This is a genomic window from Hydrogenophaga sp. H7 (genome assembly GCF_002025745.1).
Taxonomy (GTDB): domain Bacteria; phylum Pseudomonadota; class Gammaproteobacteria; order Burkholderiales; family Burkholderiaceae_C; genus Hydrogenophaga; species Hydrogenophaga pseudoflava.
The window spans coordinates 72750-93905 of record NZ_MCIC01000019.1 but is presented as its reverse complement, the minus strand read 5'-3'; the positions used below and the strand labels follow the sequence as shown (position 1 = coordinate 93905).

The following is a 21156-nucleotide window of genomic DNA, read 5'->3' as shown; positions in this document are numbered from 1 at the left end:
CGGTCTCGGTGAATCAGGGGGCGGGCGCGGCGCGGAATGCCAGCACGGCGTTGCTCCCGCCGAAGGCAAAGGAGTTGGACAGCGCGGCCCTTAGCGGCACGCCTTCGCGCCCTTCGAACACGTGGTCCACCCCTTCGCAGGCGGGATCCAGCCGCCCCTGGAGGTGGGCCGTCGGGGGAATGGCTCCTTCGCGCAGGGCCAGTACAGTTGCCAGGGCCTCAATCGCGCCGGCGGCACCGAGCAGGTGGCCATGCATGGACTTGGTGGCGCTGACCGCCAGGCGCGGGGCCCGGTCGCCGAACACCTGGCGCAGGGCCGTGATTTCAACCGGATCGCCCTCGACCGTCGCGGTGCCGTGGGCGTTGACGTAGCCAATCTCGTCCACCCCGAGCCCGCTGTCGGCCAGCGCTGCGCGCAGGGCCCGCGCCTGGCCATCGGCCTCGGGGCGCACCAGGTGGCTGCGGTCGCAGCTGGCCCCGTAACCGACGATCTCGGCGTGGATGCGGGCGCCCCGGGCCACCGCATGGTCCCAGTCTTCCAGCACCATGGCGGCGCCCCCCTCGCCCAACACCAGTCCGGCGCGGTCGGAGGAAAAGGGCCGGCAGGCCATGAAGGCGGTGTCCTCGTTGCCCGGCGCCACCAGGCGCATGGCTTCCCAGGCCTTGGCCACACCGTAGGCCTGCGTGGCATCGGAACCACCGGTGATGGCCACCGTGGCATCGCCGTCGCGCACGCGGCGAAAGGCCTCGCCGATGGCCACCGTTGAGGACGCACAGGCCACCGTGTGGCTCATGCTGATGCCACCGAGCCCGAGCTGGATCGACAGGTGGGCGTTGACGGCGTTGTTCATGCCCATGACCACCGACAGGGGCGACAGGCGCTCGCGTCCGTTCTGCCACAGGTCGCGGTAACCCTTCTCGAAGGCCAGGATGCCGCCGAGGGCGGTGCCCCAGATGCAAGCCCAGTTCTCACGCTCGGCCGGATCGGCGGCCTGGCGCTCCAGACCGGCATCCCGCCAGGCGTCGAACGCGGAGGCCACACCGAGGTGAGCAAACCGCTCCATCATGCCGGCCAGGGGCTTGCCCAGGGCAGCGCCCGCATCGAAGCCGCTGCAGGTGACAAAAGGCATGTTCAGAGGACGGGGCTTGTCCTCGGTCTGCAGCAGGCGCACAGCCGATCGGCCTGCCAGCAGGTGTGCGAAGAAGGCATCGACGCCGTCTCCGTACGGGCTGACCATGCCAAGGCCCGTGATGGCGACTCGGCGGCGGGTCATGGTCGGCCGGTCTTGGCAGCCTGCAGCGAATCGATCAGGGTCACCATGTCGCCGACCGTCTTGGGGGGCGGCACATTGGAATCGATCGAGATGCCCAGGCGGTCTTCCGCCTCGAACATCAGTTCTGCCAGCATCAGCGAGTCCACGCCGATGTCCGCCAGGCGCGCCTCATGGACGACCAGTTGCGGATCGGCGCCCAGTCGCTCGTGAAGGAATTGACGGATCAGTTCGGTCGATTGCATGACATACATTTCATGGCTGGCCAGTGGCCTGACACCGGCGCCGGACGCGGAACCCAGATGGACCGCAGGGCCAGCACGAAGCCCGGCGCAGACCGCCGAACATCTCATTTTTGGAAGCTTTCGATTGTACAGCCCGCACCTTCGGGGACCCGGTCCCCTCGCCCTGACATGATCCCCTCGATGGAGACCCTGGCGCCGGCCGCCGAGGGCTGGTGGTCGCGGGTATGGCAACGCATCTGTTTCCAGACCTGGCTCAAGGCCATCGGCACCAGCGCCTTCATGTTCCTGTTCTTCCGCGCCTATTTCGCGCTGCTGGAGAACCCGCAGGCCGATCCCACGGTCATGCCCGAAATCTGGCTGGACCACTGGGTGCAGTTCACCCCCTCAGCGTTTCCGGTCTACCTGTCGCTCTGGGTCTATGTGTCGCTCGCACCCGCCCTGATCGGCAACCTCCGGGCCCTGATCTGGTTCGGCGTGTGGGTCGGCGCGCTGTGCCTGACCGGACTGGCCATTTTCTGGGCTTGGCCCACGCAGACGCCGGTGTTCGACGTCGACTGGGCGCTCTACCCGGGCCTGGCCCTGATCAAGGGCGTGGACGCCGCGGGCAACGCCTGCCCGTCGCTGCACGTGGCCTCGGCGGTCTTCAGCGCCTGCTGGCTGCACCGCCTCCTGCGCCAGCTCCGGACGCCGGTCTGGGTGCTGTGGCTGTCCGCGCTGCATTGCGTGGCCATCGCCTGGTCGACCATGGCCACCCTGCAGCACGTAGCGCTGGACGTGCTGGGCGGCGCCGCGCTGGGGTTGCTGTTTTCGGCCGCGTCCCTGGCCCACATCCGGGACACGACCCCGCGCCCCCTCAGTCCCGCAAGACTTTGAGCACTTCGGAGTGAAACTCGCGGCTGTAGAGAATGGCCACCACGGCCATGGTGCCCAGCACCATCGCCAGCGGCGAGATGAACCACGCCAGCGCCGCGAACGAGAAGTAGTAGGCGCGCAGGCCGTCGTTGAAGGTTTCGGCGGCGGCGCCCACCATGGCCGCCGCCCGGTGGGCGTACTCCTGGGCATCGAACTTGCCGGACTGGAAATCGGACGGCGGCGGCATGGATCCGATCACCAGCGCCACAAACGTGTACTGCCGCATGCACCAGGAAAAGCGGAAGAAGGCGTAGACGAAGATGCTCACGAGCACGAGGATCTTGAACTCGAAGACGATCAGCGGCGTCGCCTGGGCGAACGGGATCTCGCTCATCAGCTCGGTCGCCTTGTCGGTGGTGCCCAGCAGGGCGAACAGACCACCGATGACCAGAATGGACGTGGAAGAAAAGAACGCCGGCGTGTTGGAAAGGGTCTGCGTAATCAGACCATCGAGCATGCGCGGGTCGCGCATCGCCGCCTGCTTCATCCAGTAGCCCCGGTAGCGGTTGGTGGTGATCAGCAGCGAGGACCGGCGCTGCCCGAGCACCTTGGCGAACCAGGCGTAGCCCACCCACAAGGCAAAAAAGCAGACCAGCGCCAGCCAGTCTGCCCAGGGGAGGATCGAGAAGATTTTCATGGCCGGGATGGTAAGGCCCATCCCGGCCACGGACACAGGTGCCGACCCGTGGTCAGCCCTTGAATTTCGCAGCCACAGACGCCACCCGCTCACCGAACAGGCGGGCCGTCTCCAGATCGCCCGGCAGCATGTCGGCGGCGCCGGCATCGGATGGCGACTGGGCGATGGCGCCGCTGTAGCTCACCAGGTAGTTCACGTCGTTGCGCTGCGCGCCCTTGGTGTTGCTGGGCATCAGGCCCTGGCTGACCCAGATCATCCCGTGCTGCATGGCCAGGGTGAACAGGGTGTTCAGCGTCTGCAACTTGTCGCCGTTCATGCCAGCGCTGTTGGTGAAGCCTGCGGCCACCTTGTCTTTCCATTTCTGGGCAAACCAGGGCTTGCTGGAAGCGTCGGCGAACTTCTTGAACTGCCAGCTCACCGAGCCCATGTAGGTCGGCGAGCCGAAGATGATCGCGTCGGCCGCATCCAGCGTTTCCCAGCCACCTTCGGGCAGGTTGCCATCGGCGTCGATCGCCAGCAGCTCCGAGTCAGCGCCCTGGGCCACCGACTGCGCCATGCGCTGGGTGTGACCGTAACCCGAGTGATAGACCACGACAACTTTTGCCATTTGTGACTCCTGAGTGAATGCGCCGGAGCGCGGGATGGTGAAAAGAGACAGAGGGCCAGGCCCCGCTCACTGGGACAATTCGAACACCAGCACCTCGGCGCTGTCGCCGTGTTCGAGCACGATGCGCTCCTCCTGGGCCAGCAGTGCGGCGTCGCCACCCTGCAGGCGCTGGCCGTTGACATCGAGCGCGCCACGGACGAGGTGCACATAGGCCTTGCGCGCCGGGTCGATGGCCAGCTCGGCGCGCTGCTCACCGTCGAACAACCCGGCGTGCAGCGAGGCGTCGGCGTGGATGGTGACCGAGCCCTGCGCACCATCGGGTGACGCCACCAGGCGCAGCCGGCCGGTCTTCTCCGCCGAGTCGAAGGCCTTCTGCTCGTAGCCGGGCTCGATGCCGCGCCGGGACGGCTCGATCCAGATCTGCAGGAAGTGCGTCACGCTGTTCGGCGCATGATTGAACTCGCTGTGCATCACGCCGGTGCCGGCGCTCATGCGCTGCACCTCCCCCGGCGGGATGCCCTTGACATTGCCCATGCTGTCCTTGTGCGCCAGGTTGCCCTGCAGCACGTAGCTGATGATTTCCATGTCGCGGTGACCATGCGTGCCGAAACCGGTGCCCGGGGCGATCCGGTCTTCGTTGATCACGCGCAGGTTGCCCCAGCCCATCCAGGCCGGGTCGTGGTAGCCCGCGAACGAAAAGGAGTGGTGGCTCTTGAGCCAGCCGTGGTCGGCATAACCACGGTCCTGGGAGCGGCGGATTTTCATCATGTGGGTCTCCTGCTGGCGCCGGCAGAGTGCCGGCATGGGAGTCATTGTGGGCACGGCGCCCACCTGGGAGGTCGCAGGAAATTGTTGGCACCATTCAATCCAGTTGAATGAAAATGTCTCCACAACCACTTTCCCGATGGTGATTCCATGGCCTCCACCGCCCCCCGGTCTGCCCTGTCTCCGGAAAACCTGGGCCTGCTCGAAGCGGTCGCGCGACTGGGCAGCATGGCCGCCGCGGCCCGTGAGCTGGGCATGGTGCCCAGCGCCCTGACCTACCGCGTGCGGCAGGTCGAGGACGCGCTGGACGTGCTGCTGTTCGACCGCAGCGCGCGCCGCGCCCAGCTCACCCCCGCCGGGGCCGAGCTGCTGCGTTCGGGCCAGTACCTGCTGGACGAGCTCGATGCGGTGGCCCAGCGCGTCAAGCGGGTCGCCACCGGCTGGGAGCCGCAGCTGACCATCGCCACCGACGCGGTCATGGCACGCAGCACGCTGTTTGAACTGTGCGAAGCCTTCTACGCCACGGGCGCCCCGACCCGGCTGAAGATCCGGGCCGAAACCCTCTCGGGCACGCTGGAGGCGCTGCGGGGTGGCCTGGCCGACCTGGCGCTCGGGGTGTCGGCCGACGCCTCGCTGCCGGACATCCAGACCGCGCCGATGGGCCAGCTGCGCTTCGTGTTCGCGGTGGCGCCGCACCACCCGCTGGCGGACATCGAGCACAGCATCGGGGACGACGAAATCCGCCCGCACCGGGCGGTGGCGGTGGCCGACAGCACCCAGCGCGGCAACGGGCAGTCGTTCAACATCCTGCCCGGGCAAGACGTGCTCACCGTGCCGACCATGCAGCACAAGCTCGAAGCCCAGCTGCGCGGCCTGGGCTGTGGCTTCCTGCCCTTGCCACTGGCCCAGCCCTACATCTCGGCTGGCCACCTGGTGGTCAAGGCGGTCCAGCGCCCCAACCACGTCTTCCGCGTCGGCTATGCCTGGCGCCGGCCGCACAGCGGCGAGGCCGGCCAGGCCATGCGCTGGTGGCTGGAACGCCTGCAGCACCCGACCACCCGCAGCGCCCTGCTGGAAAACCATCACGTGGGTTGAGGCGTCGCAAGCCTGCAACCGCATCTGCACTGCTACAGTGCTCTCATCCCAACCCACTGCGCCACACCATGAACAACAAGAAGGCTCCCAGCAAACGCACGACCTCTGCCCGGGCTCCCAAGGTGACCGAGCCGCTGCACTTTGCAGTGATCGGCGCAGGCATGGCCGGCGTGGCGTGCGCGCGAACACTGCTGCAGGCAGGCCACCGCGTCTCGGTGTTCGAAAAGAGCCGCGGCTTTGGCGGCCGCATGGCGACCCGCAGCACCGAGTTCGGCGGCTTCGACCACGGCGCCCAGTACTTCACGGTGCGGGACAGCCGCTTTGCCCGCGTGCTGCTGACCGCCCAGGCCCAGGTGCGCCCCTGGAGCGTGAGCACGGTGCGCGTGCTCGACGCCTTCGGCCATGTGCTGGCCAGCGCCCCGCCGCCCACCGAACCCCACTTCGTCGCCGTGCCGGGCATGAGCGGCCTGGTGAACCACTGGGCCCAGCCCCTGGCCCAGCCCGAACTGCACGGTCACCTGCCGGCCCGCACCTTTACCGGCACCCGTGTCCACCACATCGAGCGCGACGCGCTGCACCCCGAGCAGTGGCAGCTGCGGGCCGAAGACGCCGATGGTGGCCAGATGGTGATCGGCGGCTTCGACCGCGTGCTGCTGGCCGTGCCGCACATGCAGGCGCACGACCTGCTGCAGTCCTCCGGCCTGGCCCCCGACCTGCGCCAGGCGCTCACCGAGGTGCAGGTGGCGCCCTGCTGGACGCTGATGGTGGCCTATCCCAACGCGATGCAGCCGGGCCTGGCGCACCTGGGCCCGCAGTGGAACGCCGCGCGCAGCACCCACCACCGCATCAGCTGGCTCGCCCGCGAGAACAGCAAGCCCGGGCGCGAGCGCATCGAGCGCTGGACCGTGCAGGCCAGCCCGGCCTGGTCCACCAAACACCTGGAAGACGATGCCGAGCGCGTCAAGGCCAAGCTGCTCAAGGGCTTCGCCGAGATCACGGGCATCCGCGCCACGCCACCCCACGCCGTCGTGCACCGCTGGCGCTACGCGCAGACCCAGACCCCGCTGGGCCGATCGCACCTGTTCGACCCGGCGCTGGGCATCGGCCTGTGTGGCGACTGGTGCCTGGGCCACCGGGTCGAGGACGCCTTCGTGTCCGGGCTCGAACTGGCGCTTGCGGTGATCTGACACAACCGTGGCATCCGGCTACCGCGGACGTTTCGCCCCCTCTCCTACCGGCCCGCTGCACGCGGGTTCCCTGGTCGCGGCGCTGGCCAGCTGGCTGGATGCGCGGGCACACGGCGGGGCGTGGCTGGTGCGCATCGAAGACGTGGACACGCCTCGCTGCGTGCCCGGGGCCGACCGGCTCATCCTTGAACAGCTGGCCGCCTGCGGCCTGGTGTCCGACGAGCCCGTGTGCTGGCAATCCACGCGCGGCGCCCACTACCAGGCGGCGCTGGACCGATTGATCGCACAAGGCGATGCCTACCCCTGCGCCTGCTCGCGCAAGGACATCGAAGCCGCCCTGCACGCCGCCGGCCGACACCGCGAACGCCACCACGCCGCCGTCTACCCCGGCACCTGCCGGCCCGAGCGCGGCGGCCTGCAGGGCAAGGCGGCTCGCGCCTGGCGGCTGCAGGTCGACCCCGGTGAGATGCACTGGCAGGACCGGCGCCTCGGGGCTCAGCAGCAGGATGTGGCCGCCGAGGTGGGCGACTTCGTGCTGCGCCGCGCCGATGGCCTCTGGGCCTACCAGCTGGCGGTCGTGGTCGACGACGCCGCACAGGGCATCACCCATGTGGTGCGCGGCGAGGATCTGGCCGACAACACGCCGCGCCAGATCCTGCTGCAGCGTGCCCTGGGCCTGCCCACGCCCTCGTACCTGCACACACCCCTGGTGCGGGACGCCAGCGGAGAAAAGCTGAGCAAGCAGAACGGGGCCAAGGCCCTGGACCTGCGCGATCCGCTGGCGGCGCTTCAGACCGCGGCCGCGGTGCTGGGCCTGCCGGGTGCGGCCGGCCCACTGCACGAGGCGCTGGCCCGCTGGACCCGCGCCTGGCCCTGGCGCGAACCGATCACCGGCTGACGCGGGATCAGGTCCGGACCTTGCCGTCGCCGGTCAGCATCGAGAGCTCGACAAACGACGACGCGACGTGGTCTTTCGGGCCGAGGGAGATCGCATAGCCCTCGAACGAGGTGTCGCCAATTGCCTCCAGCCCGCTGATCAGACCGTCGCGGCCCGAACGGCCGCCCGCGCGCCGCAGGCCTTCGGCCACCAGCCTGGCGGCGAGATAGCCTTCCAGGCTGGAGAAGTTGGCCTGCACCTTGTTGCCGCCCTGGGCGATGGCGTCCCTGAACTCGCGGGTGATGGGTTTGGCGGTGCTGAACGGGTTGGGCACCACCTGCGACACCACCACGCCGGCCCCGTCCTTGCCCAGCTCATCGGCCAGCGCCTGCGTGCCCACGAAAGACACGTTGTAGAAGCTGCCGCCGAAGCCGGCCTTGCGTGCCGCGCGGATGTACGCGGCGCAGGATTTGTAGGCGCTGATCTGCACCACGGCCTGCGGGTTGGCGGCGTTGATGGTGGCCACCGCCGCCGCCACGTCCACGCTGTTGCGCTCGACCGTGCCGGTCGCCACCGGCTTGAGGCCGCGGCTGGCCAACGCCAGCACGGTGCCGTCCAGACCGGCCTTGCCATAGGCATCGTTCTGGTGGAACACCGCGACCCGGGTCAGCCCGAGGTTGACCAGGTTCTTGACGATCAGCTCGGTCTCGTCGTTGTACGAGGCCCGCAGGTGAAAGGCCATGCGGTTGAACGGCTGGCGCAGCGACATGGCGCCGGTGAACGGGGCGATGAACGGCATGTCGGCCTTGGTCGCCAGCGGCAGCGCCGCCACGCTGGTGGGCGTGCCGATATAGCCGAACAGCGCGAACACGTCCTTGTCCAGCAGCTTCTGGGTGTTCTCTGCGCAGCGGTCCGGCTCGTAACCGTCGTCCATCTGCTCGATCTCGACCCGGGCCCGGCCCGAGCCCTGGGCGTTGTACTGGTCAAAGAACAGCTTGGCGCCTGCGTGGAACTGGATGCCCAACTGGGCGGCCGCGCCGGTGAAGGCGGCCGACTGGCCCAGCACGATGCGATTGGACGACTGCGCCCGCAGCGCGGGCACCGCCAGGGCGGCGGCTCCGGCGATGCCACCGGCAAAGGCTCGGCGGGTCAGGCCGCGGCGGATGGAAGAGGTGTGGTGTGTCATGAATTCCCAACGAAGATGCCGCGAATGCTAACCATGGCTCACACCTTGTGAAGCAACTTTCATACGCCCGATGGGACCGCCCATCGCGCAGTCCGGCAAGGCACATTCTTTTTCAGTACAGCACCGCACCTACAATCACGCACCCCGGGCGATCCATGGCCTGCGGCAGCCTCACATGTCCGACGATTCCACGCCCCACACCCCAGATGCCGCCCAGCCGGGCACCCCGTCCAAGCCCTTCATGCGCGTGGTCAAGAGCTACGTGCTGCGCACGGGCCGCGTAGGCCCCGGCCAGCAGCGTGCCTACGAGCAGTTCGGTCCGCGTTTCCTGCTGAACTACGACGCGTCCACCCTGCTGGACCCGGTCGCGGCCTTTGGCCGGCAGGCACCGCTGATCATGGAAATCGGCTTCGGCATGGGCGGCGCCACGGCGCAGATCGCCCAGGTGCGGCCGGGCGACAACTTCCTGTGCTGCGAGGTGCACGAGCCGGGCGTGGGCGCCCTGCTCAAGCTTTGTGGCGAACAGGGCATCGAGAACATCCGCATCTTCCGCCACGACGCGGTCGAGGTGCTGGACCACATGCTGCCCGAGCAGAGCCTGGACGGCGTGCACATCTTCTTCCCCGACCCCTGGCACAAGAGCCGCCACCACAAGCGCCGTCTGATCCAGGGGCCGTTTGTGAACCGGCTCGCGCGCCACCTCAGGCCCGGGGGTTACCTGCACCTGGCCACCGACTGGCAGCCCTACGCCGAGCAGATGCTGGCGGTGCTGAGCGCCGAACCGTTGCTGCAAAACACCGCGCCGGCCGACGGTGACGGCTACGCGCCCAAGCCCGACTACCGCCCGCTGACCAAGTTCGAGAACCGCGGCCTCAAGCTCGGCCACGGCGTCTGGGACCTGGTGTTCCGGCGGGTCTGAGCCCGCCGCAAGGCTCAGTCGTCCGTTGCTTCGTCTTCGTCGTCGTCGAGCACCGCGTCGGCCCCGGCGCCGATGATCTTGCCGCCGATGCGGGCCGTGCCCACGGCGGCATCGACCGCGAGGCCGGCCACGCCCACCACCGCCGAGGCCGCGACATCGGCCACCGCGATCACCGCGCAGCCACCCAGCAGGGGCACCGACAGCAGCAGCGCGCCCAGCACGCGCCAGCGGCGGGCGGAACGTTCAGAACACAGGGGCAGCACAGCAATCATCGCGGCGGGGTCTGGGTGAGAAGGCGCAGAGAATACCCGCTTCCACCATGGCCCGTCCGCCGAAAAACCCCCTGATCCCGACCCGCGACGGCGTTTCGCCCAGTTGCGTGGCGCTGCCGCTGCTGCCTGCGGGCGACAGTCGCTGGCCGACCCTGCTCGACTTTCTGGCCGAGCGCCTGCCGGCGGTGGACCGCGGCGCCTGGCAACAGCGCCTGTCCGACGGCCAGGTGCTGGACGAACACGGCCAGCCGGTGCGCGCGGACAATGCCTACCGGGGCGGCGGCCGGCTCTACTACTGGCGTGCGCTGGACGACGAGCCCGAGATCCCGTTCGAGGCCACGGTGCGGTTCCAGGACGCGCACCTGCTGGTGGTCGACAAGCCGCACTTCCTGCCGGTCACCCCCACCGGCCGCTTCGTGCGCCAGAGCCTGCTGGTGCGGCTCAAGCAGGCCACCGGCATCGACACGCTCAGCCCGATCCACCGCATCGACCGCGAGACCGCCGGACTGGTGGTGTTCAGCCTGCGCCCGCAGGACCGCGGTGCCTACCAGGCGCTGTTCCGCGAGCGCTCGGTGGACAAGGTCTACGAAGCGATGGCGCCGCTCGACCCTGCGCTGGCGCTGCCCCGGGTGCACCGCAGCCGCATGGCCGAAGACCCCGAAGCGTTCTACCGCATGACCGAAGTGGACGGCGAACCCAACAGCGAAACCGCCATCGCCCTGCTGGAGTGTCGCGGCGCCTGGGGCCGCTACCGCCTGGAGCCTGTCACTGGCAAGCGCCACCAACTGCGCGTGCACATGGCCGCGCTGGGCCTGCCGCTGGCGGGCGACCAGTTCTACCCGCGCGTGCGGCGCGGGCCTGGGGAGGCCGAAGACTATGCCGACCCGCTGCGCCTGCTGGCGCGTGCCATCGCCTTCACGGACCCGGTGACGGGCGAGCAACGGAGCTTTGAAAGCGGGCTGGACCTCAAATGGCCCAGCCCGGGCTGAGATCTACAGTTTTTCAGAAACCCAGGCCTGCACCGACGCCAGCGCCTTTGGCAGACCCGATGCATCGGTGCCGCCGGCCATGGCCATGTCGGGCTTGCCGCCGCCCTTGCCGCCCACCTGCTGGGCGACAAAGTTGACCAGTTCACCTGCCTTGACCTTGCCCACGCTGTCGGCCGTCACACCTGCGGCCAGCTGCACCTTGCCGCCGTCCACGGCGGCCAGCACGATGGCGGCGGTCTTGAGCTTGTCCTTGAGCTTGTCCATGGTCTCGCGCAGGGCCTTGGCGTCGGCGCCGGCCAGCGTGGCCGCCAGGACCTTGATGCCCTTGACGTCCACCGCCTGATTCACCAGCTCGTCGCCCTGGGCCGACGCCAGGCGGCTCTTGAGCGCGTTCATTTCCTTTTCCAGCTCGCGCATCTGCTCCAGCAGCGCGCCCACGCGGGCCGGCACCTCGCCCGGCGCCACCTTGAGCGTGCCGGCCACGCCGCCCAGCGTGTCTTCCATGCCCTGCACATAGCGCAGTGCGTTCAGGCCGGTGGTGGCCTCGACGCGGCGCACGCCGGCGGCCACGCCACCCTCGGCGGTGATGGTGAAGAAACCGATGTCGCCGGTGGCCTTGACGTGCGTGCCGCCGCAGAGTTCGCGGCTGCTGCCGATGTCCAGCACGCGCACGGTGTCGCCGTACTTCTCGCCGAACAGCATCATGGCGCCGGTGGACTTGGCCGATTCGATGTCCATCACCCGCGCCTGGGTCGGCGCGTTGGCGACGATCTCCATGTTCACGCGGCGCTCGATCTCGCGGATCTGCTCGTCGGTGACCGGCGCGTTGTGGGTGAAGTCGAAGCGCGTCTTCTCGGCATCGACCAGCGAGCCCTTCTGCTGCACGTGGGCGCCCAGCACCTCGCGCAGGGCCTTGTGCATCAGGTGGGTGACGCTGTGGTTGCGCATGGTCGCGGCGCGCTGGTCGAGGTTGACCGAGGCGGTGACGCTGTCGCCCACGGCCAGCGTGCCCTGCTCCACCGCCCCATGGTGGCCGAACACGTCGGCCTTGATCTTCTGCGTGTCGCCCACCGCGAAGCTGGCGGAACCGCTGGTGATGAGGCCTTCGTCACCCACCTGGCCACCGCTCTCGGCGTAGAAGGGCGTGGTGTCCAGCACCACGACGCCCTGCTGGCCGCTCTTGAGTTCGGCCACCGGCGTGCCGTCCAGGTACAGCGCCACCACCTTGGCGGGGGCTTCGAGCTGCTCGTAGCCAACGAAGGTGTTGCCGGCGCCGCTGTACTCCAGCGCCTTGTCCATCTTGAACTTGCCGGCCGCGCGGCCCTTGGCCTTCTGCGCTTCCATGGCGGCGTGGAAACCAGCCTCGTCCACCGTCAGGCCGCGCTCGCGGCAGACGTCGCCCGACAGGTCCAGCGGAAAGCCGTAGGTATCGTGCAGCTTGAAGGCCACCTCACCCGGCAGCACCTTGGCGCCGTCGGCCAGGGCGGCATCGAGGATCTCCATGCCGTTGGCCAGGGTCTCGTAGAAGCGCTCTTCCTCGGCCTTGAGCACCTCGGTGATGCGCTGCGCCTGCGAGGCCATGTTGGGGTAGGCCTCGCCCATCATCTTCACCAGATCGGGCACCAGCTTGTGGAAGAACGGGGTCTTCTGGCCCAGCTTGTAACCGTGCCGGATGGCGCGGCGGATGATGCGGCGCTGCACATAGCCACGGCCTTCGTTGCTGGGGATCACGCCGTCGCTGATCAGGAACGAGGTCGCGCGGATGTGGTCGGCGATCACCTTCAGCGAGGGATTGCTCAGGTCAGCGGTGCCAGTCTCGCGCGCGGCGGCCTTGATCAGCACGTCGAAGATGTCGATCTCGTAGTTGCTGTGCACGTGCTGCAGGATGGCGGCCAGGCGCTCCAGGCCCATGCCGGTGTCCACGCAGGGCGCGGGCAGCGGCGTGACCGAGCCGTCCTCCTTCATGTCGAACTGCATGAACACGTTGTTCCAGATCTCGATGAAGCGGTCGCCGTCTTCGTCCGGGCTGCCCGGGGGGCCGCCGGGGATCTCGGGACCGTGGTCGTAGAAGATCTCCGAGCAGGGGCCGCAAGGACCGGTGTCGGCCATCATCCAGAAGTTGTCGCTCTTGTAGCGGCCGCCCTTGTTGTCGCCGATGCGGATCACGCGCTCGGGCGGCAGACCGATTTCCTTGGTCCAGATGTCGTAGGCCTCGTCGTCCTCGGCGTACACGGTCGCCAGCAGGCGCTCGGGCGGCAGCTTGTAGACCTCGGTCAGCAATTCCCAGGCCCACATCAGCGATTCGCGCTTGAAGTAGTCACCGAAGGACCAATTGCCCAGCATCTCGAAGAAGGTGTGGTGGCGGGCGGTGTAACCCACGTTTTCCAGGTCGTTGTGCTTGCCGCCGGCGCGCAGGCAGGCCTGCACGGACGCGGCGCGCACGTAGTTGCGCTTGTCGGTGCCCAGGAACACGTCCTTGAACTGGACCATGCCCGAATTGGTGAACATCAGCGTCGGGTCGTTGCCCGGCACCAGCGGGCTGGACGCCACCACGGTGTGGCCCTTGGAGGCGAAGAAATCCAGGAAGGTCTTGCGGATGTCGGCGACGGAAGCAACGGCGGGGGCGGTCATGGTGGCCTGTCTTTGGGGGTTATCGGTGGGTGGCGCCGGCTGACGCAGACGCGAAACCCGGTATTTTGCGGGCGCGAAGCCCGCCATTTTCGCAAACTGCGGGGTCACCCGGCGTGGCGGTGGTCGCTGAGGAAGCTCAGCACGCGCGGATCGTCGGTGAAGGCGACGTTGAAACGGAACCAGGGGCTGGGCTGCAGCTCCGGGTCGAACAGGTGGCCGGGGCCGAGCAGGATGTCCTGTTCGGCCGCCTGGTAGGCCAGCTCGGTGGCGTTCTGGATGTCGGGGTGGCGCGCCCAGAGAAACATGCCGGCCTTGGGTTCGCAGAACAGATCGAAGCCCAGACTCTCCAGCGCCTGGCCCACCCGCTGGTGCGCCTGCGCCAGCCGCTCGCGCAGGCCGCGCAGGTGCTTGCGCCAGCGGCCGTCCACCAGGGCGCCGTAGGCCAGCCGCTCGCTGAACTCGGACGAGGTCAGGCCCGAGATCATCTTGAGCTGGGCGAAGTCCTCCAGCAGATCCGGCGGCGCCGCCATGAAGCCCACCCGGATGTTGGGTGAGATGGTCTTGGAAAAGCTGCTGATGTAGACCACGCGCTGCAGCTGGTCCAGGCTGGCCAGCGAGGGGCGCGGCTCGGGGTCCAGGTCGGCGTAGATGTCGTTTTCGACCACCGTGAACTGGTGCTGCTCGGCCAGCAGCACCACGCGGTGCAGGTGGGCCAGGTTGGCGACCGAGCCGGTGGGGCTCTGCAGGCGCGGCTGGGTGAAGAACACCTTGGGCTGGTGCTCCTTGACCAGCGCTTCCAGCGCCGCCAGGTCGTAGCCGTCGGGCGTGCGCGGCACGCCGATCAGGCGCGCGCCCAGGAAGCGCAGCGAGAACAGCATGTTCGGGTAGCCGGGGTCGTCCACCAGCACCGCGTCGCCCGGACGCACCAGGCGGCGTGCGACCAGGTCCATGGCCTGGCTGGAGCCCTGGGTCAGCAGCACCTGGTCGGCGCTGACGGCGATCTCCTGCTCGGCCAGCAGGTCGCGCACCAGCTGGCGCAGCGGCATGAAGCCCTTGGGTTCGCCATAGCCTCCCAGGTCCACGTTCTCGGCCGCCAGCGTGCGCAGGCTGCGCCGCATGCCTTCCTCGAACAGCCAGTCGCCGGGCAGCCAGCCGCAGCCGGGCTTCATCTTCAGAGCCCGCGCCTCGAACACGCGGCGCAGGTACCACATCGAATCGAAGTTGTAGTTGGCCGCTTCGGCCGGTGCGTTGCCGGCGCTCAGCCGGGCCAGGGCTTCGCGCTGGCGCACGAAAAAACCCGAATGCGGGCGCGAGACGAAGTAGCCCAGGGCCACCAGCCGGTCGTAGGCGTCGACAACTGTATAGGTGCTGACACCGTGCGCGTGCGCAAACTGGCGGATGGAAGGGGCCTTGGAGCCGGGGCGCAGACCCCCGCCCTGGATGGCGGCGCGGAAACCCTCGACGATCTGAACCACCAGCGGGGTCGCGCCTTTCGGGTTAAGGGAAAACATGGACGAGGGGAATTGGGGTTTGTCTGTACAGGACAACAGAGCTATACAGTGCATCGCTGTACAGCCAGTGTCTGTATATGTTAGCCGCCGGCTTTGGCGCCTACAGTGCGCCCCAGTCTGAAACTTGTTCACGAACGGAGCCCCAGCATGCAACGCGAACCCCACTTCACCAACGCCGCCCTGATGGCCCGCCGCCGCGCCGCTCTGCCCAACGGGCTGGGCCAGGGCTTCGAAATCTTCGCCGACCGCGCCGAAGGCGCCGAGGTCTGGGACGTCGAAGGCCGTCGCTACATCGACTTCGCGGGCGGCATCGCGGTGCTGAACACCGGCCACCGCCACCCGGCGCTGGTCAAGGCCGTGGCCGAGCAGCTCGAGCGCTTCACGCACACCTGCTTCCAGGTGCTGGCCTATGAGTCCTATGTGGAACTGGCTGAGAAGCTCAACGCCATGGCGCCGGGCAACTTCGCCAAGAAGAGCTTCTTCCTGACCACCGGCGCCGAAGCGGTGGAAAACGCGGTCAAGGTGGCCCGCGCCTACACCAAGCGCTCGGCCGTCATCGCCTTCGGCGGCGGCTTCCACGGCCGCACCCTGATGGGCATGGCCCTCACCGGCAAGGTCGCGCCCTACAAGGCGGGTTTCGGCCCCTTCCCGGCTGAAGTCTTCCACGCCAAGTTCCCCAACCCGCTGCACGGCGTGAGCGAAGACGACGCCATCGCCTCGGTGGAAGCGCTGTTCAAGTACGACGTGGAGGCCTCTCGCGTGGCCGCCATCATCCTGGAGCCGGTGCAGGGTGAAGGTGGCTTCTACGCCGCGTCGCCCGCCTTCGCCCAGCGCCTGCGCGCCCTGTGCGACCAGCACGGCATCCTGCTGATCGCCGACGAAGTGCAGACCGGCGCCGGCCGCACCGGCACCTGGCTGGCCTGCGAGCAGTGGGGCGTGGCGCCCGACGTGATCACCATGGCCAAGTCGCTGGCCGGTGGCATGCCGCTGTCGGCCGTGATCGGCAAGGCCGAGGTCATGGACGCCGCCGCCGTGGGCGGCCTGGGCGGCACCTACGCCGGCAACCCGCTGGCCTGCGCGTCCGCGCTGGCGGTGATCGAGACCTTCGAAAAGGAAAACCTGCTGGCGCGCAGCCGCGCCGTGGGTGAGCGCCTGACCAGCCGCCTCAAGGCCCTGCAGGCGCAGCACAACTGCATCGCCGAGGTGCGCGGTCTGGGCGCCATGGTGGCCATCGAGCTGTGCAAGAACGGCGACCCGCACCAGCCCGACGCCGAACTGACCAAGCGCATGGTGGCCGAGGCGCAGAAGCGTGGCCTGATCCTGCTGAGCTGCGGTGTGTACGCCAACGTGATCCGCGTGCTGGTGCCGCTGGTGGCCAGCGACGCCCTGCTCGACGAGGGTCTGGACATCATGGCTGCGTCCCTCGCTGCTGCGCTGGCATGACGGCGCCGGATCGCATGAGCGCCCAGCCGCCCCGGCCGCTCGAGGGTGTGCGTGTGCTCGATCTGTCGCGCGTGCTGGCCGGTCCCTGGGCCGGCCAGATGCTGGCCGACTACGGCGCCGAGGTGCTCAAGGTCGAGCGCCCAGGCGCCGGTGACGACACCCGCACCTGGGGCCCGCCGTGGTGGGGCGAAGGCGAGGCGCGCGTGGCCGCGTACTTCGTCTGCGCCAACCGCGGCAAGCGCTCGGTGGCGATCGACATCGCCTCGCCCGAAGGCATCCAGACCGTGCGCGAGCTGGCGCGCGAGGCGGACGTGCTCATTGAAAACTACAAGGTCGGCCAGCTGGCGCGCTACGGCCTCGACGCGGTGAGCCTGCAGGCCATCAACCCGCGCCTGATCTATTGCTCCATCACCGGCTACGGCCAGACCGGGCCACTCGCTCACCGCGCCGGCTATGACTTCGCCATACAGGCCGAAGGCGGCCTGATGAGCATCACCGGAAACAAGGGCGAAGAGCCGCAGAAGGTCGGCGTCGCCGTGACGGACCTGATGACGGGCGTCTACGCCACCACCGCCATCCTCGCCGCGCTGCACGAGCGCGCACGCACGGGCAAGGGCCGGGTGATCGACGCCGCACTGTTCGACGTGCAGGTGGCCATGCTGGCCAACCAGGCCAGCAACCAGCTCATCGGTAACAAGACCCCGACGCGCATGGGCAACGCGCACCCGAACATCGTGCCCTACCAGGTGTTCCCCACGCGCGACGGCCACATGGTGCTGGCGGTGGGCAACGACGGCCAGTTCGCCAAGTTCTGCGACGCCGCCGGGCAGCCCGCGGTCTCGCGCGACGCGCGCTTCTCGACCAATCCGGCGCGCGTCGAACACCGCGCCACGCTGGTGCCGCTGATCACCGGCTGGACGATGACGAAAGACACGGCCGAATGGGTCGCCCTGCTCGACCAGGCGGGCGTGCCCTGCGCACCGATTCTTGACATTGCTCAAGTCATGGAACATCCGCATGTGGCGGCGCGCGGAATGGCGCTACAACCACGCGACGCGTCGACCCCACCCATGGTCGCCAACCCCATGCTGTTCGATGGCCAGCGCCCGGTCGCCGACCTGCCGCCGCCCGCACTGGACGCGCATCAGGCACGGTGGTTGCATACCTCCTGATGATCCGCCCACCGGGCCCGCTCCCACACACAACCCAAGCGTTCATGACCACCAGCTCCGCACTCGTCACCTTCACCGGTGTGCAGAAAACCTACGACGGCAACACCCTGGTGGTGCGCGACCTCAACCTCGAGATCCAGAAGGGGGAGTTCCTCTCGCTGCTGGGCCCGTCGGGCTCGGGCAAGACCACCACGCTGATGATGCTCGCCGGCTTCGAGTCGCCGACCTCGGGCGAGATCGCACTCAACGGCGTGCCCATCACGCGCACCCCGCCGCACAAGCGCAACTTCGGCATGGTGTTCCAGAACTACGCACTGTTCCCGCACATGACAGTGGCCGACAACATCGCCTACCCGCTGACGGTGCGCAAGCTCGACAAGAACGAGATCGACACCAAGGTCAAGCGCGCGCTGGACATGGTGCAGATGGGCCACATGGGCCAGCGCTATCCGTCGCAGATGTCGGGCGGCCAGCAACAGCGCGTGGCCCTGGCGCGCGCCCTGGTGTTCGACCCGCAGCTGGTGCTGATGGACGAGCCGCTGGGCGCGCTGGACAAGCAGCTGCGTGAGCACATGCAGATCGAACTGAAGGCCCTGCACCGCAGCCTGGGCGTGACCTTCGTCTATGTCACGCACGACCAGAGCGAAGCGCTGACCATGTCCGACCGCGTGGCCGTGTTCAACGAGGGCGTGATCCAGCAGATCGACCAGGTCGACCGCCTCTACGAAACGCCCGCCAACCGCTTCGTCGCCGGCTTCGTGGGCGACAACTCCGTGCTCGACGCGCGCGTGATCCACAACAACGGTGACACCTGCGAGGTGCAGCTGGCCGATGGCACGCACCTGCACGGTGTCAACGTCAACCACGCCCAGGTCGGCGACACGGTGCAGTGCAGCGTGCGGCCCGAACGCATCGCCGTGGTGGACGCCGGCCACAGCGCCGGCAACCGCGTGGCCGCGACGATCTCCGACGTGATCTATTTCGGCGACCACCTGCGCCTGCGCTGCCAGGTGCCCGAGCAGCCCGAGATGAGCGTCAAGGTGCCGCTGCAGCACCTGGGCCACATGCAGGCCGGGCAGACGGTGCACCTGCACCTGCCGCCCACCCATCTGCGCGTGTACCGCTGAGCCCTTTCCCCCGTTCCTCAACCCATGGAGACCCTCCAGATGAAACTCAAACCTGTACTGATTGCCGTGGCCGCCCTCGTGGCCCTGCCCGCCATGGCCCAGAGCCTGACGGTCGTCAACTTTGGCGGTGCCAACGGCGCCGCGCAGAAGAAGGCCTACATCGATCCGTTCGAGAAGACCGGCACCAAGGTCACCATGGTCGAATACAACGGCGAACAGGCCAAGATCAAGGCCATGGTCGAAGCCAAGAAGGTCACCTGGGACGTGGTGGAAGTCGAGAGCCCGGACCTGAGCCGCGGCTGCGATGAAGGCCTGTTCGAGAAGCTGGACTGGGCCAAGATCGGCAACAAGGCCGACTTCCAGAAAGCCGCCGTGCACGAGTGCGGCGTGGGCACCTTCGTGTGGTCCACCGTGATGGCCTACAACGGCGACAAGCTCAAGGACGCTCCCGTCACCTGGGCCGATTTCTGGGACACCAAGAAATTCCCGGGCAAGCGCGGCATGCGCAAGGGCGCCCGCTACAATCTCGAATTCGCCCTGATGGCCGACGGCGTCAAGCCCGCCGACGTCTACAAGGTGCTGGCCACCAAGGACGGTGCCGACCGCGCCTTCAAGAAGATGACCGAGCTCAAGCCGAACATCCAGTGGTGGGAAGCTGGCGCGCAGCCGCCCCAGTTCCTGGTCGCCGGTGACGTGGCCATGACCACCGCCTACAACGGCCGCATCGACGCCGCCCAGCGCGAAGGCAAGAACCTCAAGATCACCTGGACCGGCGGCATCTACGACCTGGACTACTGGGTCATGCCCAAGGGCACGCCCAACAAGGACGCCGCACTGAAGTTCATCGCGCTGGCCAGCTCGGCCGACACACAGGCCGAGTACGCCAAGAACATCAGCTACGGCCCGACCAACACCAAGGCCCTGGGCAAACTCGACGCCAAGGTGCTGAGCCAGCTGCCCACGTCTGCGGCCAATGCCAAGGACGCGCTGCAGTTCAACGTGGGCTTCTGGGCCGACCAGGGTGAAGCCCTGGAGAAGCGCTTCTCGGCCTGGGCAGCGCAATGATGATGGCCGGCGGAACCCTGGACCTGGCCACGCAGCTGCGCCGCGCCGAGCGGCGCCGCAAACAGCGCGCGGTGGCGCTCACGCTGCCGCTGCTGGCGTTTCTGGTCGTTTTTTTCCTGGTTCCGCTGGCATCGCTGCTGGTGCGGGCGGTGGAGAACCCCGAGGTCGCCGACGCCCTGCCCCGCACGGGGCAGGCGCTGGCCGGCTGGGATCGACACAGCCCGCCCGACGCCGCCGCCTTCGCGGCGGTGATCGCCGACCTGTCGGCGATCGAGGACACCGCGCAGGCCGGCGTGCTGGCGCGGCGCCTCAACAGCGAAGTCCCTGGTGCACGTTCGCTGGTCATGGGCACCTACCGTGCCGTGCAATCCGAAGACTCGGGCTTCAAGGACCTCGCCTCCGAACAGGCCAAAGCCAAACTGATCGAGCAGGACGCGCGCTGGGAAGAGCTGCCCTACTGGCAGGCCATCGCCCAGAACAGCTCGCGCTGGACGCCCGACTACCTGCTGGCCGCGGTCGACCTCAAGCGCACGCCGCTGGGCGACATCGTGCGCGTGTCCGACGACGAGGCCGCCTTCTCAGACATCCTGGGCCGCACCTTCCAGATGAGCGCGGTCGTCACCTTCTTCTGCCTGCTGCTGGCCTACCCGCTGGCCTACTGGCTCTCCACCCTGCCCGAGCGCAAGGCCAACATCCTGCTGATCCTGGTGCTGCTGCCGTTCTGGACCTCGGTGCTGGTGCGCATCGCGGCCTGGATCGTGCTGCTGCAGAACAACGGCCTGGTCAACCGCTTCTTCATGTGGATCGGCCTGACCGACGCGCCGATCCCGCTGCTGTTCAACCGCGTGGGTGTGATCATCGCGATGGTGCACATCCTGCTGCCGTTTGCCATCCTGCCGCTCTACAGCGTCATGAAGTCGGTGCCGCCCAACTACCTGCGCGCCGCCATCTCGCTGGGCAGCGCGCCGTTTGCCGCCTTCGTGCGCGTCTACCTGCCGCAGACCTACCCGGGCGTCGCCGCCGGCGGCCTGCTGGTCTTCATCACCAGCATCGGCTACTACGTGACCCCGGCCCTGCTGGGCGGCGCGGGCGACCAGATGCTGAGCTACTACGTCGCGCAGTACACCAACGTCGAAGTCAACTGGGGCATGGCCTGCGCGCTCGGCGGCGTGCTGCTGACCACCACGCTGATCCTGTATTCGATCTACCGCAAGGTCTCGAAAGCCGAGCTGAGCCTCGGCTGAGC

General features: G+C 68.3%; 20 protein-coding genes. 11 read left to right on the top strand and 9 right to left on the bottom strand.

What is annotated here, in order from left to right; translation table 11 throughout:
* Nucleotides 1-13 precede the first annotated feature (13 nt).
* Nucleotides 14-1273, bottom strand: coding sequence for a beta-ketoacyl synthase (locus tag BC358_RS20030; protein ID WP_079367189.1), 1260 nt, complete (start codon nt 1271-1273; stop codon nt 14-16).
* Nucleotides 1270-1515, bottom strand: coding sequence for a phosphopantetheine-binding protein (locus BC358_RS20025; protein ID WP_066158342.1), 246 nt, complete (start codon nt 1513-1515; stop codon nt 1270-1272). The genes BC358_RS20030 and BC358_RS20025 overlap by 4 nt, the downstream gene beginning before the upstream one ends.
* Nucleotides 1516-1683: 168 nt before the next feature.
* On the opposite strand from BC358_RS20025, the gene BC358_RS20020 reads away from it, so the two are divergent.
* Nucleotides 1684-2388 carry a phosphatase PAP2 family protein gene (locus tag BC358_RS20020; RefSeq protein WP_241559724.1) on the top strand — a complete coding sequence of 235 codons (705 nt, stop codon included), beginning with the start codon at nt 1684-1686 and terminating at the stop codon, nt 2386-2388.
* Here the strand turns inward: BC358_RS20020 and BC358_RS20015 are convergent.
* The 3 genes from BC358_RS20015 to BC358_RS20005 form a co-directional block, all read right to left on the bottom strand.
* On the bottom strand, nt 2369-3064 hold the full coding sequence (locus tag BC358_RS20015) for a DUF599 domain-containing protein (RefSeq protein WP_066158472.1): 696 nt from the start codon (nt 3062-3064) through the stop codon (nt 2369-2371). The genes BC358_RS20020 and BC358_RS20015 overlap by 20 nt on opposite strands.
* Nucleotides 3065-3116: 52 nt before the next feature.
* The gene (locus tag BC358_RS20010) at nt 3117-3671 is read right to left on the bottom strand and encodes a flavodoxin family protein (RefSeq protein WP_079367188.1); all 555 of its coding nucleotides are present in this window, start codon (nt 3669-3671) and stop codon (nt 3117-3119) included.
* A 66-nt stretch (nt 3672-3737) separates the two neighbouring features.
* Nucleotides 3738-4439, bottom strand: a complete 702-nt coding sequence (locus tag BC358_RS20005) for a pirin family protein (RefSeq protein WP_079367187.1) — start codon at nt 4437-4439, stop codon at nt 3738-3740.
* Nucleotides 4440-4586: 147 nt separating this feature from the next.
* On the opposite strand from BC358_RS20005, the gene BC358_RS20000 reads away from it, so the two are divergent.
* The 3 genes from BC358_RS20000 (at nt 4587) to gluQRS (ending at nt 7616) form a co-directional block, all read left to right on the top strand.
* A complete protein-coding gene (locus BC358_RS20000; RefSeq protein ID WP_066158335.1) occupies nt 4587-5531 on the top strand; it encodes a LysR family transcriptional regulator in 945 nt (314 codons plus the stop codon).
* A gap of 68 nt (nt 5532-5599) precedes the next feature.
* A complete protein-coding gene (locus BC358_RS19995; RefSeq protein WP_143434379.1) occupies nt 5600-6718 on the top strand; it encodes an NAD(P)/FAD-dependent oxidoreductase in 1119 nt (372 codons plus the stop codon).
* Between the two features lie 7 nt (nt 6719-6725).
* A complete protein-coding gene (gene gluQRS, locus BC358_RS19990; protein ID WP_066158333.1) occupies nt 6726-7616 on the top strand; it encodes a tRNA glutamyl-Q(34) synthetase GluQRS in 891 nt (296 codons plus the stop codon).
* Nucleotides 7617-7623: 7 nt separating this feature from the next.
* Here the strand turns inward: gluQRS and BC358_RS19985 are convergent, their stop codons facing one another.
* Nucleotides 7624-8781: an ABC transporter substrate-binding protein gene (locus BC358_RS19985; RefSeq protein WP_066158331.1), complete on the bottom strand. Its 1158-nt coding sequence runs from the start codon at nt 8779-8781 to the stop codon at nt 7624-7626.
* Between the two features lie 175 nt (nt 8782-8956).
* Here BC358_RS19985 and trmB point away from each other — a divergent pair, with 175 nt between their 5' ends.
* On the top strand, nt 8957-9700 hold the full coding sequence (gene trmB / locus BC358_RS19980; RefSeq protein ID WP_079367186.1) for a tRNA (guanosine(46)-N7)-methyltransferase TrmB: 744 nt from the start codon (nt 8957-8959) through the stop codon (nt 9698-9700).
* A 14-nt stretch (nt 9701-9714) separates the two neighbouring features.
* Here the strand turns inward: trmB and BC358_RS19975 are convergent, their stop codons facing one another.
* Nucleotides 9715-9972: a hypothetical protein gene (locus BC358_RS19975; protein WP_066158327.1), complete on the bottom strand. Its 258-nt coding sequence runs from the start codon at nt 9970-9972 to the stop codon at nt 9715-9717.
* 47 nt (nt 9973-10019) lie between these two features.
* Between BC358_RS19975 and BC358_RS19970 the strand changes: the two genes are divergently transcribed.
* Entirely contained in the window at nt 10020-10961 is a 942-nt protein-coding gene (locus BC358_RS19970; protein ID WP_079367185.1) for a pseudouridine synthase, read from the top strand.
* A gap of 3 nt (nt 10962-10964) precedes the next feature.
* Here BC358_RS19970 and alaS read toward each other — a convergent pair whose 3' ends face one another.
* Together alaS and BC358_RS19960 are read right to left on the bottom strand one after the other, a co-directional pair.
* Nucleotides 10965-13592, bottom strand: coding sequence for an alanine--tRNA ligase (gene alaS, locus BC358_RS19965; protein ID WP_079367184.1), 2628 nt, complete (start codon nt 13590-13592; stop codon nt 10965-10967).
* Between the two features lie 104 nt (nt 13593-13696).
* Nucleotides 13697-15103: a PLP-dependent aminotransferase family protein gene (locus BC358_RS19960; RefSeq protein ID WP_066158321.1), complete on the bottom strand. Its 1407-nt coding sequence runs from the start codon at nt 15101-15103 to the stop codon at nt 13697-13699.
* A 147-nt stretch (nt 15104-15250) separates the two neighbouring features.
* On the opposite strand from BC358_RS19960, the gene gabT reads away from it, so the two are divergent.
* The 5 genes from gabT to BC358_RS19935 are packed head-to-tail and all read left to right on the top strand — an operon-like array spanning nt 15251 to nt 21154.
* On the top strand, nt 15251-16546 hold the full coding sequence (gene gabT / locus BC358_RS19955) for a 4-aminobutyrate--2-oxoglutarate transaminase (RefSeq protein ID WP_066158318.1): 1296 nt from the start codon (nt 15251-15253) through the stop codon (nt 16544-16546).
* Nucleotides 16543-17718 (top strand): CaiB/BaiF CoA-transferase family protein, encoded by a 1176-nt coding sequence (locus BC358_RS19950; RefSeq protein ID WP_127805015.1) that lies wholly within the window; start codon nt 16543-16545, stop codon nt 17716-17718. The genes gabT and BC358_RS19950 overlap by 4 nt, the downstream gene beginning before the upstream one ends.
* A gap of 44 nt (nt 17719-17762) precedes the next feature.
* A complete protein-coding gene (locus BC358_RS19945) occupies nt 17763-18845 on the top strand; it encodes an ABC transporter ATP-binding protein (protein ID WP_066158316.1) in 1083 nt (360 codons plus the stop codon).
* A 39-nt stretch (nt 18846-18884) separates the two neighbouring features.
* Nucleotides 18885-19910 carry an ABC transporter substrate-binding protein gene (locus BC358_RS19940; protein ID WP_066158314.1) on the top strand — a complete coding sequence of 342 codons (1026 nt, stop codon included), beginning with the start codon at nt 18885-18887 and terminating at the stop codon, nt 19908-19910.
* Nucleotides 19910-21154, top strand: a complete 1245-nt coding sequence (locus BC358_RS19935) for an ABC transporter permease (protein ID WP_066158465.1) — start codon at nt 19910-19912, stop codon at nt 21152-21154. Before BC358_RS19940 ends, BC358_RS19935 begins: the two co-directional genes overlap by 1 nt.
* The last annotated feature ends 2 nt before the right edge of the window (nt 21155-21156 follow it).

Bases quoted from the DNA above. Each gene is read 5' to 3' on its own strand.
- BC358_RS19950 (WP_127805015.1), top strand. From the start codon at position 16,543: ATGACGGCGCCGGATCGCATGAGCGCCCAGCCGCCCCGGCCGCTCGAG.
- BC358_RS20015 (WP_066158472.1), bottom strand. From the start codon at position 3,064: ATGAAAATCTTCTCGATCCTCCCCTGGGCAGACTGGCTGGCGCTGGTC.
- trmB (WP_079367186.1), top strand. From the start codon at position 8,957: ATGTCCGACGATTCCACGCCCCACACCCCAGATGCCGCCCAGCCGGGC.
- gabT (WP_066158318.1), top strand. From the start codon at position 15,251: ATGCAACGCGAACCCCACTTCACCAACGCCGCCCTGATGGCCCGCCGC.
- BC358_RS19985 (WP_066158331.1), bottom strand. From the start codon at position 8,781: ATGACACACCACACCTCTTCCATCCGCCGCGGCCTGACCCGCCGAGCC.
- BC358_RS19940 (WP_066158314.1), top strand. From the start codon at position 18,885: ATGAAACTCAAACCTGTACTGATTGCCGTGGCCGCCCTCGTGGCCCTG.
- BC358_RS19995 (WP_143434379.1), top strand. From the start codon at position 5,600: ATGAACAACAAGAAGGCTCCCAGCAAACGCACGACCTCTGCCCGGGCT.
- BC358_RS20025 (WP_066158342.1), bottom strand. From the start codon at position 1,515: ATGCAATCGACCGAACTGATCCGTCAATTCCTTCACGAGCGACTGGGC.
- BC358_RS19935 (WP_066158465.1), top strand. From the start codon at position 19,910: ATGATGGCCGGCGGAACCCTGGACCTGGCCACGCAGCTGCGCCGCGCC.
- BC358_RS20000 (WP_066158335.1), top strand. From the start codon at position 4,587: ATGGCCTCCACCGCCCCCCGGTCTGCCCTGTCTCCGGAAAACCTGGGC.
- BC358_RS20010 (WP_079367188.1), bottom strand. From the start codon at position 3,671: ATGGCAAAAGTTGTCGTGGTCTATCACTCGGGTTACGGTCACACCCAG.
- BC358_RS19975 (WP_066158327.1), bottom strand. From the start codon at position 9,972: ATGATTGCTGTGCTGCCCCTGTGTTCTGAACGTTCCGCCCGCCGCTGG.
- BC358_RS19960 (WP_066158321.1), bottom strand. From the start codon at position 15,103: ATGTTTTCCCTTAACCCGAAAGGCGCGACCCCGCTGGTGGTTCAGATC.
- BC358_RS20030 (WP_079367189.1), bottom strand. From the start codon at position 1,273: ATGACCCGCCGCCGAGTCGCCATCACGGGCCTTGGCATGGTCAGCCCG.
- BC358_RS19945 (WP_066158316.1), top strand. From the start codon at position 17,763: ATGACCACCAGCTCCGCACTCGTCACCTTCACCGGTGTGCAGAAAACC.
- BC358_RS19970 (WP_079367185.1), top strand. From the start codon at position 10,020: ATGGCCCGTCCGCCGAAAAACCCCCTGATCCCGACCCGCGACGGCGTT.
- alaS (WP_079367184.1), bottom strand. From the start codon at position 13,592: ATGACCGCCCCCGCCGTTGCTTCCGTCGCCGACATCCGCAAGACCTTC.
- BC358_RS20005 (WP_079367187.1), bottom strand. From the start codon at position 4,439: ATGATGAAAATCCGCCGCTCCCAGGACCGTGGTTATGCCGACCACGGC.
- BC358_RS20020 (WP_241559724.1), top strand. From the start codon at position 1,684: ATGATCCCCTCGATGGAGACCCTGGCGCCGGCCGCCGAGGGCTGGTGG.